The 15,974-nt window shown below is 58.5% G+C and carries 15 protein-coding genes and 1 pseudogene; 11 read left to right on the top strand and 5 right to left on the bottom strand.

The window, feature by feature from the left end; genetic code table 11:
• The first annotated feature begins 1 nt into the window (after window position 1).
• From panC to AFERRID_RS12745, 4 genes are read left to right on the top strand one after another with little or no spacing between them, the layout of a single operon-like run.
• Window positions 2-838, top strand: coding sequence for a pantoate--beta-alanine ligase (gene panC / locus AFERRID_RS12760; RefSeq protein ID WP_126605363.1), 837 nt, complete (start codon window positions 2-4; stop codon window positions 836-838).
• Entirely contained in the window at window positions 838-4,671 is a 3,834-nt protein-coding gene (locus tag AFERRID_RS12755; RefSeq protein ID WP_113525710.1) for a DUF3683 domain-containing protein, read from the top strand. The genes panC and AFERRID_RS12755 overlap by 1 nt, the downstream gene beginning before the upstream one ends.
• 46 nt (window positions 4,672-4,717) lie before the next feature.
• Complete coding sequence (locus tag AFERRID_RS12750; RefSeq protein ID WP_113525711.1) at window positions 4,718-5,107, top strand: Smr/MutS family protein; 390 nt, start codon at window positions 4,718-4,720, stop codon at window positions 5,105-5,107.
• A gap of 8 nt (window positions 5,108-5,115) precedes the next feature.
• A complete protein-coding gene (locus AFERRID_RS12745; protein ID WP_126605362.1) occupies window positions 5,116-5,742 on the top strand; it encodes a class II aldolase/adducin family protein in 627 nt (208 codons plus the stop codon).
• On the opposite strand, the gene AFERRID_RS12740 is transcribed toward AFERRID_RS12745, so the two are convergent.
• Complete coding sequence (locus AFERRID_RS12740) at window positions 5,715-6,377, bottom strand: putative quorum-sensing-regulated virulence factor (protein ID WP_126605361.1); 663 nt, start codon at window positions 6,375-6,377, stop codon at window positions 5,715-5,717. The two genes, AFERRID_RS12745 and AFERRID_RS12740, sit on opposite strands and share 28 nt — an antisense overlap.
• Window positions 6,378-6,605: 228 nt before the next feature.
• On the opposite strand from AFERRID_RS12740, the gene AFERRID_RS12735 reads away from it, so the two are divergent.
• The gene (locus AFERRID_RS12735) at window positions 6,606-7,298 is read left to right on the top strand and encodes a Bax inhibitor-1/YccA family protein (RefSeq protein WP_009563706.1); all 693 of its coding nucleotides are present in this window, start codon (window positions 6,606-6,608) and stop codon (window positions 7,296-7,298) included.
• A gap of 252 nt (window positions 7,299-7,550) precedes the next feature.
• Here AFERRID_RS12735 and AFERRID_RS12730 read toward each other — a convergent pair whose 3' ends face one another.
• Both AFERRID_RS12730 and AFERRID_RS16265 read right to left on the bottom strand, forming a co-directional pair.
• Window positions 7,551-8,795 (bottom strand): glycosyltransferase, encoded by a 1,245-nt coding sequence (locus AFERRID_RS12730; RefSeq protein ID WP_113525713.1) that lies wholly within the window; start codon window positions 8,793-8,795, stop codon window positions 7,551-7,553.
• A 15-nt stretch (window positions 8,796-8,810) separates the two neighbouring features.
• Window positions 8,811-8,915 (bottom strand): annotated as a pseudogene (locus AFERRID_RS16265) (DUF520 family protein); the annotation flags it as partial.
• A gap of 205 nt (window positions 8,916-9,120) precedes the next feature.
• On the opposite strand from AFERRID_RS16265, the gene AFERRID_RS12720 reads away from it, so the two are divergent.
• The gene (locus AFERRID_RS12720; RefSeq protein ID WP_113525715.1) at window positions 9,121-9,357 is read left to right on the top strand and encodes a YdcH family protein; all 237 of its coding nucleotides are present in this window, start codon (window positions 9,121-9,123) and stop codon (window positions 9,355-9,357) included.
• 25 nt (window positions 9,358-9,382) lie between these two features.
• Window positions 9,383-11,992, top strand: a complete 2,610-nt coding sequence (gene mutS, locus AFERRID_RS12715; protein ID WP_113525716.1) for a DNA mismatch repair protein MutS — start codon at window positions 9,383-9,385, stop codon at window positions 11,990-11,992.
• A gap of 466 nt (window positions 11,993-12,458) precedes the next feature.
• Here the strand turns inward: mutS and AFERRID_RS12710 are convergent, their stop codons facing one another.
• Complete coding sequence (locus tag AFERRID_RS12710; RefSeq protein ID WP_126605360.1) at window positions 12,459-12,989, bottom strand: hypothetical protein; 531 nt, start codon at window positions 12,987-12,989, stop codon at window positions 12,459-12,461.
• Window positions 12,976-13,149 (bottom strand): hypothetical protein, encoded by a 174-nt coding sequence (locus AFERRID_RS15200; RefSeq protein ID WP_172959375.1) that lies wholly within the window; start codon window positions 13,147-13,149, stop codon window positions 12,976-12,978. Before AFERRID_RS15200 ends, AFERRID_RS12710 begins: the two co-directional genes overlap by 14 nt.
• A gap of 229 nt (window positions 13,150-13,378) precedes the next feature.
• On the opposite strand from AFERRID_RS15200, the gene AFERRID_RS12705 reads away from it, so the two are divergent.
• From AFERRID_RS12705 to tnpB, 4 genes are all read left to right on the top strand, one after another.
• Window positions 13,379-13,684, top strand: a complete 306-nt coding sequence (locus tag AFERRID_RS12705) for a hypothetical protein (protein WP_126605359.1) — start codon at window positions 13,379-13,381, stop codon at window positions 13,682-13,684.
• 440 nt (window positions 13,685-14,124) lie between these two features.
• Window positions 14,125-15,111, top strand: a complete 987-nt coding sequence (locus AFERRID_RS12700) for an EcsC family protein (protein WP_126605358.1) — start codon at window positions 14,125-14,127, stop codon at window positions 15,109-15,111.
• A gap of 157 nt (window positions 15,112-15,268) precedes the next feature.
• Window positions 15,269-15,601 (top strand): IS66 family insertion sequence element accessory protein TnpA, encoded by a 333-nt coding sequence (tnpA, locus tag AFERRID_RS12695; RefSeq protein WP_012536651.1) that lies wholly within the window; start codon window positions 15,269-15,271, stop codon window positions 15,599-15,601.
• Complete coding sequence (gene tnpB / locus AFERRID_RS12690; RefSeq protein ID WP_012536650.1) at window positions 15,592-15,939, top strand: IS66 family insertion sequence element accessory protein TnpB; 348 nt, start codon at window positions 15,592-15,594, stop codon at window positions 15,937-15,939. Before tnpA ends, tnpB begins: the two co-directional genes overlap by 10 nt.
• Window positions 15,940-15,974 lie beyond the last annotated feature (35 nt).

Genomic DNA, 15,974 nt, shown 5'->3' with positions numbered 1-15,974 from the left:
TATGGCGATATTCAAGGATATAGCCGGGTTGCGCCAGTGGCGTCAGAGTCTGCATGGCACTTTGGCCCTGGTACCCACCATGGGCAACCTGCACGAAGGCCACCTCGCGCTGGTGCGGCTGGCCACCAACCGTGCCGAACATGTGTTGGTCAGCATCTACGTGAATCCGTTGCAGTTTGGACCCGGGGAAGACTTCGCGAACTATCCGCGCACCCTGGACCAGGATCTGCAACGCCTGCATGAGGCCGGTTGCCAGACCATATTTACCCCGGATGACGGGCTGATGTATCCGCGGGGACGCCAGGATATCAGTATCGTCATGCCGCCGCGCAGCCTCAGCAAGGTGCTTTGCGGCGCCAGCCGCCCCGGTCATTTTGCCGGAGTCTGCACGGTGCTCAGCAAACTGTTGCACATGGTCGCGCCGGAAATACTCATTCTCGGAGAGAAAGACTATCAACAACTGCGCATCGTTCAGCAGATGGTGGCCGATTTGAACCTCAACGTGCAGCTCCTGCCGGGGCCGCTGCAAAGAGAGGCAGACGGGCTCGCCTACAGTTCCCGTAACACTTATCTGAACTTGGCGGAACGGCAGGTAGCCCCGCTCCTCGCGGAAACACTTTTCGACCTCGCCCGGCGCAGTACCGGCGACGCAAAGGTGTCTGATCTTGCCGCGACGGGTTGGGAACGCCTTGAACGGGCGGGTTTCCTGCCGGAATATCTGGAACTGCGCAACGCGCAGACCTTGCAGTCCCTTGCCTTACCACAGCCTGGAGCACGCTGGTTTGCGGCTGCCCGGCTTGGCCAGGTCCGGCTCATTGATAACGTCATCATTTCCTGATGAATCATCGCCTCCGCGAAATTCCTTACAATTACACCTCGTATTCTGACGCAGAGATCGTGCATCGCCTGCTTGGAGCGGATGCCTGGCGACTGCTGGAAGACCTACGGGAGCGGCGGGTTACCGGACGCTCGGCACGAATGCTTTTTGAAGTGCTGGGCGACCTCTGGGTGGTGCAGCGCAACCCCTATATTCAGGATGACCTGGCGCAGAATCGGCGCCGCCGCCAGGCCCTATGGGATGCCCTGGCTTATCGCCTGAACGACATTGCCGGTCGCGCCGACGGGAATCCGCTGGTACTCCGTCTACTGAACAGCGCCCGCGCGGCGGTGAGCGGCTTTACGCGGCAATTTGATGAAGATCTGATGCTGCGCAGGAAAGCGGAGCGCCGCCTGCTCCGGATCACCGCAAAGGACAACGTGGACTTCAGCGCCTACGCGCGCGTCTCTCACGTCACCGATGCCTCCGACTGGCGTGTGGAATTGCCCTTTGTCGTCCTCTACCCCGTGGACGAGCAAGAGGTCCAGCGCATGGTCTCCGCATGCCGGGAACTCGGATTGTCCATCATCCCGCGTGGTGGTGGTACCGGATATACCGGCGGTGCCATTCCTCTGCGCCGCCACTGTGCGGTCATCAACACCGAAAAGCTGGAGCAGATTTCAGCGGTGGAAAAGGTCATACCACCCGGCCTGAACGGCGCCGTCCACAGCATCTTCGCTGGTGCGGGCGTGGTCACCAAGGTCGTGGCCGACGCGGCCGACGCGGCAGGACTGGTCTTCGCCGTCGACCCGACATCCCTGGATGCCTCCACCATCGGCGGCAATATCGCCATGAATGCGGGGGGCAAGAAGGCGGTACTCTGGGGCACGGCCCTGGACAACCTGCTCTCCTGGCGCATGGTGACCCCCGACGGCAACTGGCTGGAAGTGGAGCGCCTGAATCATAATCTTGGCCGGATTCACGATCAGCCGGAAGTCCGGTTTCGCCTGAACCGCTTTGCCGCCGATGGGCACACGGCGCTGGGAGAGCCGGAAACACTAATCCTGCCTGGTACCGCCTTCCGCAAGGCGGGGCTGGGCAAGGATGTCACCGACAAGTTTCTCGGCGGTCTCCCTGGCATCCAGAAGGAAGGCTGCGACGGGATCATCACTTCCGGACGTTTCCTGCTGCATCGGATGCCTGCCCATATACGCACGGTCTGTCTGGAATTTTATGGCAGCGATCTGGATGCCGCCGTACCCGCTATCGTCGAAGTAAAATCCTATGTGGAGGGATTGGAGCACGTCTTGCTCACCGGTCTGGAGCATCTGGATGAGCGCTATCTCAAAGCCATCAAGTACAGTAACAAGGCTCCCCGCCACGAACGCCCGAAAATGCTGCTGCTCGCCGATATCGCCAGTGACGACCCCGGTGCGGCCGGCGCGGCAGCAGCGGCGGTGGTGCGTATTGCCAACGCCCGGGGCGGCGAAGGCTTTGTCGCTACCACACCCGAGTCGCGACGCCGCTTCTGGGCCGACCGCAGCCGTACCGCAGCCATTTCCGCCCACACCAACGCCTTCAAAATCAATGAAGATGTGGTCATTCCTCTGGAAAATCTGGCGCAGTACAGCCGCGCAATCGAGCGAATCAACATTGAGCAGGCCATCCACAGTAAGCTGGCGAGCCTGAGCGCACTGGAGGAATATGTCGCCGGCGATCTGGCCGAAGTCCGCAAGGCCAAGGACTATGAAGACAGCAGCGAGGATCAGGCCATCGTCGACGCCAAGAAGTCCGCTGCCAGGGCACTGATCAGCAACACACGCGGGCGCTGGCAATCCCTGCTGGAGAAGCTGGACATGCCGGCCATGGAGCATCCCGAATTGCTGGATGTCCATATGCTGTCTGCCGTGCATCAAGGCGACACACTGGCCAGCCTCTTGCTACGCGGTGTCCTGCGGGTGAGCTACCGGGAACATGTGGGCAAACCGTTGGAGGCCCTGTTTGCGGGTGATGCGTTTGCCGCAGTGCGCGGACGTATCCGCGAAATCCACGAGGAGGTACGCCGGACCCGCCTGTTTGTCGCGCTGCACATGCATGCCGGCGATGGTAACATTCACACCAATATTCCGGTGCTTTCCAGTGATTACGCCATGCTCCAGGAAGCCGACCGGGTAGTGGACCGGATCATGGCCATCGCCCTGGGCCTGGGCGGCGTAATCTCCGGCGAGCACGGCATCGGTATCACCAAAATGCGCTGGATGGAGCCGGATAAAATTGCAGCCTTTGCCCGCTACAAAGCACAGGTCGATCCGGACAATCTCTTCAATCCGGGTAAACTGCTGGCCGGTTCCGGGCTGGAAACCGCTTACACGCCTTCACTACAACTGGTGGAGCAGGAAGCCTTGTTACTGGAAGCCAGCGCGCTGGGCGCCCTGAATCGTGAGATCAAGGACTGCCTGCGCTGCGGCAAGTGCAAGCCGGTCTGCATGACCCATATCCCCCGCGCCAACCTGCTTTATTCGCCACGCAACAAAATCCTCGCGACCGGTCTGCTCATCGAGGCCTTCCTTTACGAGGAACAGACCCGGCGGGGAGTATCCCAGCAGCATTTTGCAGCCCTCAACGACGTGGCAGACCACTGTACCACCTGCCACAAATGTGAGACCCCCTGCCCAGTGGATATCGATTTTGGCAAGGTCTCCATTCAGATGCGCAACATTCTCCGTGCTCGCGGAGAAAAATCGTTCAATATGGGCACACGTCTGGCCATGCTCTACCTCAACTCCACGGAACCACGCAGGGTTCATTTGATACGGCAAGGTGTGCTGCAAACCGCCTATAAAGCGCAGGCACTCGCCCACAGAATCTTCAAGCCACTGCTACCCAAGGGACCACCGCCGGCCACCACCGGCAAGGCCCCGTTGCGCGCCGAAGTCATCCACTTCCTGCGCAAACCACTGCCTGCGGACATGGGCGCGCGGACCATGCGCCAGCTCCTCGCCATCGTCGACGATAAAACCGTCCCCATCATCCGGGACAGCACCAAAGTGACGGAGGACAGCGATGCGGTATTCTACTTTCCTGGTTGTGGCAGCGAGAGGCTCTTCAGCGATATCGGCCTGGCTACGCTGGCCATGTTGCACCACGTCGGTGCGCAGACCGTATTGCCACCCGGCTATCTCTGCTGTGGCTATCCGCAGACGGCCGGTGGCCAGGAAGACAAAGGCCAGGAAGTCTCCGTGCGCAATCAGGTGCTCTTTCATCGTGTAGCGAACACGCTGAACTACCTGGATATCAAGACCGTGATTCTGTCCTGTGGCACCTGCATGGATCAACTTCTGCAGTATCAGTTTCAGCAGATTTTCCCCGGCTGCCGCCTGCTGGACATTCACGAGTACCTGATGGAAAAGGGCGTCGCCCTCGATGGTGTGGAGGGCGTCCAGTATCTCTACCACGATCCCTGCCACAGTCCCATGAAAACCCACAAACCCCAGGCCGTGGCGTCGCAATTACTCGGGCAGCAGGTGCTGGACTCCGCGCGTTGCTGTGGTGAGGCGGGCACTCTGGCCAGCAGTCGCCCGGACATCGCCACCCAGCTCCGTTTCCGCAAGGAAGAGATCCTCAAGGAGGGCATCCTGCAACTCACCGGAGGCGCACGGGCCAAGGACGGCAACGTCAGACTGCTCACCAGTTGCCCAGCCTGCCAGCAGGGTCTGGAACGCTACCGTGAAGATACGGGTCTCGACACCGACTACATCGTCGTGGAACTTGCGCGCAAGATACTTGGCCCCCAGTGGCAGCAAGGTTTTATCGATGCCGCGCACCAGGGGGGTATCGAGCGGGTTTTACTCTGATGGCTGGCATCCCGGCCCAGATACCGCGCGCTGAAGGTGCGAACCGGTGACAACCCCCGAGCCGAATACGCATCCCGTACAGGCACCCATCGACGGAGTCCTCGACCTGCATTCCTTTCGCCCCCAGGAAGTGCCCGACCTGATCCGCGAATATCTTCATGCCTGTCGGACCAGGCATATCACGAAAATCCGTATCATCCACGGTAAAGGCAAAGGCGTGCTGCGCGAAACGGTACATGCCATTCTCCGGCGCGAGCCGGTGGTCCGGGGTTTTCATCTCGCCAACGATCGCAGCAGTTGGGGCGCAACACTGGTGGATATCTATCCACTGAATGTCCCCCTGCCCCCGCGCCGTCCCCCGGAGGCAAAAGCACACCGGCCAAGGAGGGTGCCGGGCTGGTACCGGCTGTTACACCGCATTTTCGTCAGGCATTGAGGCGGGATATGACTCAGGAAGGCGTGATCAAATTTCAACTGGACTGGCAGGCGGGGCCGGTCATCGCCTGCGCACTCCGGGCCACCCTCAGCCATTGGCGCGATGTCCTGCACGCCCATGGACTGATCGGCGCAGACCCCGCCCGTTACGGCGGTATCGGTTTTGGCAACGTGAGCTGTCGTTGCCGCAGCGGCTTTCTGATCACCGCCACCCAGACTGCTCACCTCAGGGCGCTGGCGCCGGAACATTTCTGTCAGGTCACCCACTGGGACATCGTCCATAACCGAATCTGTGCCGAAGGACCACAGCCGCCCTCCTCGGAGGCCCTCAGCCATGCCGCCTGTTATGACGCCCATCCTGATATTTGCTGGGTTTTTCATATCCACCATCCGCAGCTCTGGCGACAGGCGGCAGCTCTGGGATTGGCGGCCACTCCCCCGGATGCGGAATACGGCACCCCCGCCATGGCCCTGGCCGTATCCGATCTTGCCGGAAAGACACACTTACCGCTGCTCATCCGGATGGCCGGCCACGAAGACGGGCTCATCGCCGCCGGTCACAGCGGCTGGGAAACCGGCACCCTGCTGTTGAACAAGGTTGCCGAAGCTCAGGCTTCCAGCGCCTTGCGCAGGTAGATATCCATATCGGTAAGGTTGTTCAGAGCCCAGCGCCGGTAATCATCGGGCAGGTCGGCTATCTTCACACCCTTGTGCTTGCCGAAGGGCATGGTTTCGGGAATCCTGGCGCGCTCGCTGAACTCCCATAAATCTTCCCAGGAATTGGGCCGTACCGAGAGGATGACCTTGTTCAGCAGAATCCGGCAGAACTTCACGTCGGCCAGTGCCGAGTGGGCATTTTTGAGGTTGTCCCGGGTCTTTCTCTTATCCTTGCTGAAGTGGTACATCAATGCCGACTGGGAATGGCTGTCCACCTCGGGCCAGAGTTTGCGGGTCATGGCATAGGTGCAGATGCGTTTAACGTCGGGCTTGCCGATCACACCCCAGTCGTAATCTATACTGTGACCGACCAGGTACCCGGTGTCCTCGGGCAGGCGAAAACTGCTGGCGGGCGGGCTCTCGAGGAGGTCCTCCTCAAGAATATGGTGCACCGCCAAGGCTCCCATCTCGATGGGCTTGGCCGGCCGATAACGCTGCACGAACTGCTCCTCGACCTCCAGCGTCCGCAGATCGCTTACCGCCAGCCAGGCGGCCTCGATCAGCTCAGGCTCCACCCGACCCGTCGTTTCTGTATCAAAAATCAATGCGCGCATGCAAAACCTCGTCCGGGACCCGGCGAAAAGATGCAGGGTAAATGCCTGTCTCGCCTAGGGCAAGCGCCCGTGCCTGGGGAACTTTGCTGAAAACGCAGCATCTCATTGTTTGCCCGGCCGCTTTGCCCAGGTATTGCTTTTTTCCTCCGGCGTCCCCATTCCTCGGAAAGAGGCGAGAAAACGTAATTTACGTTATGCTAGCGGCGTGATCATTCACAGGAGTCAGACATGAATCAGGACCAGAACCCTTACCAATTTCCGGACAGCATGAATCCGCCCGGGTCGGGCAGCGGCACAGCCATCGGCACGCTGATGGGTAAGACCTATGCACTGCTTGCGGCCACGCTTGTCGTTTCAACCATAGCGTCCATTTACGGCATGCATTCGCCGTTTGCCTATGAACATCCCTTCATCCTGATGATCGGTTCCTTTGCCCTGCTCTTTGCGGTGCAGTACACCGGCGCGCATCGCAGCCCCTTCGCCGTCCCCCTGGTCTTTCTGTTTGCGGGTGGCATGGGCATGATGATGGGTCCCGCCATCGAGATGTATCTGCGGATGCCGGGCGGCGCCTCCATCATCGCCGAAGCCCTGGGTACTACCGCAGCCATGTTTGTCGGACTTTCCGCCTATGCAGTCACCACACGACGGGATTTCAGCAACATCGGCGGTTTCCTGATCACCGGTCTGGTGCTGGCCATCGTGGTCTCTCTGCTGAACATCTTCTTACTGCACATCCCCGCGTTGCAACTCGCCATTGCGGGCGTCCTGGTGCTGGTCTTCAGCGGCCTGATCCTTTTTGACACCCAGCGGATGATTCGCGGCGGCATTCAGGAGCCAGTCCTGCTGGTCGTCGGTCTCTATCTGGATATCATCAACCTCTTCATGGCGCTGCTCGAAATTTTCGGCGGCAACCGCAATTGATCCCGGCGTCCTTCCTGCGCGCGGCGGGAAGGACGATGCTTCCGCAAGCATGGCACACACCATCCGCCCTGCGGTCATCCTTGGGGCCGCATCCGCCTTGGCATCCCACCATCGTCGCCAGGGAAACACTACCTCGCGGTTGAACAGGGCGGCCGCCCCACCAATGCCTGCAATTGCTGTTCCACTGCTTCCACCCGTTGCGCTCCTGTGATGATACCGCGCCTACACCCCACTGCCCTTTCCCCCACCGCGTTACGGCATCCTCTCGCCTTGCACAGAGACCGGATGCTCCCGTGCCAAACAGTCCATAAAACCATCCACGAGGTGGCCTTCATCAAAGGCGGCCTCCTGCAGTTGTCGTCTGCCCTCCTCACCCAGGCGCCGCCGCAACTCCGGATCCTGCGCCAGCCGGATCAACAGACCTGCCAGGGCGACAGCGTCACCCTCCGGAAAGAAAAAACCATTGTGCCCATCCCGGATCACTTCGCGAATACCGCCGCTGCCACTACCCAACACCGGCACCCCGGCGGCCAGTCCTTCCACCAGCGCCAGACCCAGCCCCTCGCGCCGCGAGGGTAGGACATTCACATCCATCAGCCCATAATAGGCCGAGATGTCATTCTGAAAGCCGAGAAAAATCAGCCAGTCGGGACGCGCGCCGTGGATCTGGGCCATGGCGCGCAGGGCTTCGTGGTCTTCTGGATGAGGCGGACCCAGCAGCAGGACGCGATAGGGAAAATCCAGCCGCGACAGGGCTGCGAAAAGCACATCAAAGCCTTTGGGATGCGCCACCTCGGGATGCCAGCCCGACCAGCGATCGAAACGGGCCACCATGCCGATGCAAAAAGGCGCCGGATGGAGATCAAGGCCGAGACGGCCCCGCAGCACGCCGATGGTCGGAGAGTCTGCCGTGAAAAAAGACGAGAGATCGCGGCCCGCATAAAGACGGGTGACCCGCTGGGCAGGATAGCCACTGGCGACGAGACTCTCGGCGATCACTTCGCTGGCGGCCAGTTGATGCGCCACCCAGAGCCGCTGCCAAGGCGCCCAGGGCAGGGCCGGCGGGCGCACGATGCAATGACGCATGAACCACAAAGGGGCTTGCAGGTCACCCAGGGCCTTGGCCGTCAGGGTCAGATGCCGGGCCGGGGAATCATGGGTAAGCACCAGATCAGTCCCTTGCGCCGCCCGGCGCAGGGCCCCCAGGGTCGCTACGCTGAAGGGGGAAAATGACTGGGCAACGGTGACCGCCCGCCCGCGCAGGCGCTCCCGCTGATGGCGCACGAAGCCCTCAGGCACGAAGAACGCCACCGCAAAACCCTGCTCGTGCAGGCCATCGGCCAACGCCAGGGCAACCTGGTCCGCCCCGCCACGGCCATCGCCGCCCAAGACCTGCAGAAGCCGAAACCGCCCCTTACTGGCCCGCAGCGTCGGCCCGGTCGAAGGACGATCTGTGGGCATCAAGGAGTGCCTAGCCCGCAGGACAGCGTCTTTCATGGTCAATCCCGAAAATTACTGAACCGTAGGGGCGGAACCGAAAACCCTGCCCGCGCAAGCGGCAATGATCGTCTGCAACTTGTCCCTGCGCTTGCCCGACACCCGCAGTTGATCCCCTGGATGCTGGCTTGCACCTCCCGTTTCCTGATCGTCTTGGAGCCCTTGAAGTCATATTTGCTGTTATTCATGGTAACGCCCACTCCCGTTTCCTTCAACCACAAGGACGCAGACGCTTGCCCAGCCAACGGGCACAATGCTAATTTGCAGTTCGTAGGCTAGCACCCTAGGCCTGATCTCGGGCCCAGGCAACCGGAAGGAGCGCAAGATGCAAACGGAACACCAGGATCTGAAAAAGGAATTTCCCCAACTCGCGGCCCACATGGATGTCCTGCAACAAAGTAATGTGCACTTTGCCAAGGCCCTTGACGAGTTCAACGCCCTCACCGCGGAAATCGAACATATCGAGCGCAACGATGCTACCGCCGGCGAGAGCGTGCTGGAACAAATGAAAAAACGCCGCCTCGCCCTCAAGGACGAGATCTATCGGATGGCATCGGCCTGAGCCGAAAAACAAGCAACCCGTCGCGATGGAACAGCGCAGCACACCCGCCCCGCCGCTTGCGGAGCGGGAACGGGGCGCCGGCCCGGTGAATGATCCCGGCGCCCTTCGGCACACCCCCATGATGCGCCAGTACTTCGAGCTCAAGGAACAGTGCCCGGATGCCCTGCTGTTCTACCGCATGGGGGATTTCTACGAACTATTTTTTGACGACGCCGAAAAGGCCGCCCCGCTCCTCGGCATCACTCTCACCAGCCGCGGGCAGAGCGCGGGACGGGCCATCCCCATGGCCGGGGTACCCGTCCAGAGCGTAGATGGCTATCTCGCCAAACTGGTGCGTCTGGGCGAACGAGTGGCCATCGGTGAGCAGATCGGCGACCCCGCTACTGCCAAGGGTCCGGTGGAACGCGCCATAGTGCGGATCATCACCCCCGGCACCATCATTGACGGTGCCCTGCTGGATGGCGGACAGGAGCCCCTGCTGCTCGCCCTGTGTCCGGAAGGCACACATTGCGGCATGGCCTGGCTGGACGCCGCCGGCGGCCGCCTCATGGTGCGTGAAGTGGCCGACACGGCTGTCGCGGATATGCTCGCGCGCCGCCCTGCCGCCGAAATCATCGCCCCGGAAGATACGTCGGTCCCCCCTGGAATCGACCCGAAAAACTTGCAATTTCTGGAGAAAACCGGCTTTCAGACGCGACGCTGCGATGCAGTACTTGAACGCTATTTCGGAGAACGGCTGGTGGGTTTCGGGTGTAATGACTGGCCCCTCGCCCTGCGCGCTGCCGCCGCACTCCTGAACTATGCCGAGACTCGGTTGCGCAGCAGTCTGAGCCAAATCCAGCGGATTCATCCGGAGCGCGCCGAGGAGGAGCTCCATCTCGACGCAACCGCTTTACGGGCGCTGGAGGTGGTGGAAAGCATGCATGGGAATGGCCCTACGCTGCTCGCCTTGCTGCAAAAAACCCAGACCACCATGGGTGCGCGCCTGCTCCGCCGCTGGCTCTTGCGGCCGCTGCGGCAAGGACCCGTGGTGGCGGCCCGCCAGGAAGTCGTCGCCGCACTCACCCCAGGCAGCGGACCGGTTGCCATTCAGAAAGCCTTGCACGGTATCGCGGACGCCGAACGCATTCTCACCCGCATAGCCCTGAACAACGCCAGCCCCCGCGATCTCGCCCAGCTCCGCAGCACCCTCCAGGCACTCCCCGGACTGCGGCTCGTCCTCCAGGAAACAGGGCATCCCGCCCTGGACGTCTTTCATGAGCGCATAGCGCTTTTCGTCAGCCTCCGCATCCTGCTGGAAAAGGCCCTGGTGGACACTCCACCCATGACCCAGCGGGATGGAGGCTACATCCGTGCCGGCCACGATGCGGAGCTGGATCGCCTGCAGCAACTCAGCCGGAATCTGCAGGAGGTGCTGCGTGACCTGGAGCAGCAGGAGCGCCAGCGCACCGGCATCGCTCAGCTCAAAATCCAGTTCAACCGGGTACATGGTTTTTATATCGAAATCGCCCGCAGTTACCAGGGCCCCATTCCCGACGACTATCGCCGCCGCCAGACCACCAAGAACGCCGAACGTTACATCAATGATGCATTGAAAGCGATTGAAGACCAGGCCCTCTCGGCGGAAAGTCTGGCCCTGAGCCGGGAACGTCTGCTCTTCACGCAACTGCTGGAAACCCTATCACCCGAGGTGCCGGCCTTACAGGACGCCATGGCCGCAGTCGCCGAACTGGACGCGCTCAGCACACTGGCCGAGCGCGCCGTCACCCTGCACTGGAGCGCCCCGCATTTCGTCGCGGAACCGGTGTTACACATCCATGACGGCCGTCATCCGGTCGTCGAAGCTCAGATTGGCAGCAATTTTGTCCCGAACGATCTCGATTTTGACGAAGAACGGCGTATGTTGCTCATTACCGGTCCCAATATGGGCGGCAAATCCACCTACATGCGGCAAACGGCGCTCATCGTCCTGCTCGCCCACATCGGCAGTTGGGTGCCTGCCCGCGAAGCGATCATCGGCCCCATCGACCAGATTTTCACCCGTATCGGCGCCGCCGACGATCTCGCCGGAGGTCGTTCCACCTTCATGGTGGAAATGAGCGAAACGGCGCGTATCCTCCATCTCGCCACGGCACAAAGCTTGGTGATTCTGGATGAAATCGGTCGGGGTACGGCCACCCACGACGGCCTGTCCATCGCCTGGGCCACAGCGGAAGCCCTGGCGGAACGGGGCGCCCGCACACTTTTTGCCACTCACTATTTTGAATTGACGGAGCTGGATATGCCCGGTTTGCGCAATGCCCATCTCGACGCTCTGACACAAGGCGATCAGGTCGTGTTTCTACATCGGGTAGAGAGTGGTCCAGCCGCGCAGAGTTATGGACTGGCGGTCGCCCGGCTTGCCGGGGTTCCTGACCCGGTTGTGCAGCGCGCCCGCCAACGCCTCCGTCAACTGGAAGAAAGTTCCAGGCCGTCGCTCAGCCAACCGGCGCCCGCCCAACTCTCCCTCTTCCAGGCCGCTCCCCATCCGGCGGTACACCGATTGAGCCAGGTGGAACCGGACCAACTCAGCCCCAGACAGGCCCTAGACCTGATTTACGCACTCAAAGAACTGGCGAGGCAAGACGGGTTATGAGTGCCAACCAACTCACATGGAAACCCCGATCCCGCCGGTCGAGCCGTCGTCGCGACTTGTAGCTAAGGTATAAACCAAGGCGAAGACCGTACCCGCCTTGGGCGTAGGGCTCCAGCCCAGAGAAAGGCTATGGACGCGGCTTTTAGCGGATTTACGCCAGAAATTACACAGAGAAAAATAAAGGCGCTCGTGGTAGCGCCTAACATTTTGTTTTATCTGGTGGGCGGTGCAGGGTTCGAACCTGCGACCCCTGCCGTGTGAAGGCATTTGCATGCTTGTGGATACTTATTTAAAAAGGAACTGAAAGGCGTTGACAGCCAGTAGAGTGCAACAAATTGCACTCAGACTGCACTCAACCTCTGCCGTCACTACTAAGCAGATCTGCGCTCCGGCCCACACCACCAATGTCCCTCCGCGCGGTACAAATCCGACATGGCCAGCCAGCTCCAAAGTGGTGCGCAAAACATCACTTGATCTGGTCCGCAAGGTCTAATTCAACAATCTCAAGCAGCGATCGCTCGCCACATATGAAGAGCGAGGTAGTCGAGTTGGCAGGGTGAATCTGACACCCAAGTCCAAGATCATCAAGCCGATCTTTTGTGACATGCCGCCGGCGGGCTATCGGCGTCGTTCCCCACGTTCCCACCTTCAGTTTCAGGTAAACAGCCAGGTCGAACAGGCTCATTTCTCGCACATGTTCTCGCCAGTGCTCAAGTGTGAACGGCTTCCAAAGGTCAACCGATCGGTTCACTGCCTGCATGGGAGTGGGGCCGTATGCCGGATCTCCAGATTCGTAGGGGGCTGGATCAATCTTGATGATCAGGTTTGCTCCGGCCCAGGCCAGGGCATCCTGGCCGAGCCTGCTCCAAGACAGTACCAGGAGTTTGGCCTTTGTATATGGCAATGGGCTTTGCTCTGGGAGCAAGTCGGCCAGTAAGACAAGTTCTTTTCTAAGGTCTTGCGGGATCGCGTTGAGAGTTAATTCACTCCGCATCATCGATGTCTTCCTCTGGTTCTACTTGCTGCAAATGGTCAACAGGGCACCGATACCCATTTATGGCCCAAGCCGCGGCGATGAGCAGGTCTGGCGCCCCGCCCTCGATAAAAGCTCCCCCACAAAGCAGCTCGTCTGGGATCTCGATTTCCTCGTAGTTCATCCCTCTCACCCTCACTCTGAGTCTGATTCCTGGCCAGGTATAGATCGGACTCGGGTGCGCCTCTTCAGGTATCTCCAGATTCTTTGATCTATACCCAAGCGGGTTCTGATATGGAGGAATGCCCGATGTTCAAAGGTGCTTTTGTTACGGCCTGCATGGCGACTTTGGGCTGCAACAGGACCGGGGCTAATGCTCCGGTGGCTGGTTCCGCAAGCTATAGCTAGTAACCATGCGACGAATTTCAAATCTTGCGTTTAACCAGGAGTTCCCTGAAGCTTCTGGCCTGTCTGGCATTCCAGCGGATAACCAGGTTCGGGTTGCTCGGGATACAGCCAATCCCTATGATCCTAATGCGGTGGGGATTTGGCTGGGAGGTTACCCGCAAACGCCTCTTGGATGGCTTTATCGCAAAGACGGCAATCGGGATGCCGTACTGCAAAAGCTCGACGCTGGCGGAGAGATCACGGGGCACATCGAGCAGCGCATCCGCAGGAAAGGTGAGAAGCCACGAAAAGTTGTGGTATTTTGGCTATGAGGGGTAGTTGCCCGAAATCTGATTGACGTGGAACCCAGAGGGAAGGAGGATGCCTGACGACGGCAATGCCTTGAAGAAGGATGCACACTCCGAAGACTTGGTGCCGTCGTTGAATCGGGCTACTCCATGATCGGTGGTAAAATCGCTGGCAGCGGGGCCAGGCTGAACGGCAGTTCAAGACTGCTTGCAGACATTCAGCAGCGGGAGGCAAATGACCCAAAGCGGCCATTCAAGGTGGGAATAGTCAGCGCCCGGACTTCGGCCAAACCGGACAAAGAGGCATCTTTGAAATATGGCTGGTTATGGGTGGGTGTTGGATTCTGGCAGCGAAATTATCGCGCTCCTGCGCTTAATTACCGACAATGAATAAACCGTCCAAGCCCATCACAGCAAAGAAAAGCCAACCAATAAAATACGAATCACAACAAACGGGGTATGATATGACATTGAAAGATATCACTGGCAAAGCGTTAGATGCAGCAAAAAACGCTTCTACAATATATTCTGATAATGAGAATAAAATAGATGGGGCTATAAGTCTTATTAAAAACTTTGCAACGGCGGCGTCTGGGCAACATTTAAGAGCAACCAATAAGGATTTAAAATACAGGCTGCCAGCCAAAATTAAAACAAAAATAAAAAAAGAAGAAATTGATGAGATAATAAATGCTAAAAGTATTTTAGATGGTTCACCATTTATAGTTAAAATAACTAATGTGATTGGGAAGCCGATAGAATCAGGCATCAACATCTTGCCTAAAAATGTACAGGAAAAAATAGCAAAAGCTACGAATGCATCATTAAATAAAGCGCTTGAAGTTGCTCTTAGGACTCTGGATTCCGAACAAAAAAAATCAAGAAAAGGATTACATATGATGGCTGCAGCAGCTACTGGAGCTATTGGCGGAGCGTTTGGCGTAATGGCTATAGCAGTAGAGTTACCAATATCAACAACCATAATGTTAAGATCTATTGCGGATATAGCAAGAGAGAATGGGGAAAACATAAAACAAGATGATGTAATGCTTGAATGCTTATCAGTTTTTTCTTTTGGCGCTGGAAAGTCCTCTGAAAACCTTGGTGATTCATCTTATTATGCAATAAGAGCTTCACTAGCCAGTTTGATAACTGAAGCGGCATCATATCTTTCTTCAAAAAATGTAACAGAGATTGCTTCTAGCAATATTCCGGCTCTGATAAATCTTGTAACTAAGATAACTGTTAGATTTAATGTGCAGGTTTCTGAAATGGCTATGGCACAGCTAATTCCAATTATTGGTGCTGCTGGTGGTGCAACTATAAACACGCTATTTATAGACCATTATCAAGATATGGCTACTGGCCATTTTACAATCAAACGATTGGAGCGAAAATATGGTGAGGAAGAGGTAAAAATGGTCTTTAACAATCTAGAATTTATAGATTAAGGGGGGTAGTCGCGTCAAGGTTGACCGTGTCTGGCAGATATTACCCATTCCAGTCTAGATGTGAACGACCGCTTCCGCGTAAGCGTCTAAGCAACCCACCTTCCCAAATTTCCTGACCTGACCGATCCTGATCTGCATTCAGCGCGGAGGGATGGTGATGAAGAAAGAAGAGAAAGTCGCTTATTGGCGGCAGCAGGTAGAGGGATTTCAGGCGAGCGGACAGTCGGTCAAGAATTATTGTGCGCAGGCGGGGATCGCCGTAGCCACGCTGCATTACTGGCGCAAACGCTTTGCCGATTCTGTACAAACGCCGTTGCTGTCCGCCGTGCCCGAAGGGTTTTTGCCGGTAACTCTGGCCGCGCCGGTCAGGACGCCTGTTTCACCGGTGGAAATTCACCTGTTATCCGGTCGTAGCCTGAAGCTTGCGGCGCCGGTAGATACCAGCTGGCTCCAGACCTTGGTGCAGATTCTGGAAAGACCATGTGGCTAAATTCGAGCAGCCGGATCTGGCTCGCGGCAGCGCCCGTAGATATGCGGTTAGGCTTTGATGGCCTGGCGGCCAAGGTACAGGGGGTATTGGCTGCCGATCCTTTTTGCGGTCATGCTTTTGTCTTTCGCAACCGCCGAGGGGATCGTCTGAAATTGTTACTGTGGGATGGACTGGGCTTCTGGCTGGTGTATCGCCGTCTGGATCAGGGACGACTCCATTGGCCCCGCGCCGATGCCGGTGCCATAGAACTCTCCGCTGCGCAGTGGGCGATGCTGGTAGAGGGGCGCCCGTGGACGCCGTTACCGAGCCTGGAAAAATGCACACCAACACTGCTGTAACTAGCGGGAATTTCTTGTATAAATAGCCCAGTTCC

This window comes from Acidithiobacillus ferridurans (assembly GCF_003966655.1).
GTDB classification, from domain to species: Bacteria; Pseudomonadota; Gammaproteobacteria; order Acidithiobacillales; family Acidithiobacillaceae; genus Acidithiobacillus; species Acidithiobacillus ferridurans.
The sequence above is the reverse complement of the archived record's forward strand: the minus strand, read 5'-3'. Positions and strand labels throughout refer to the sequence as shown.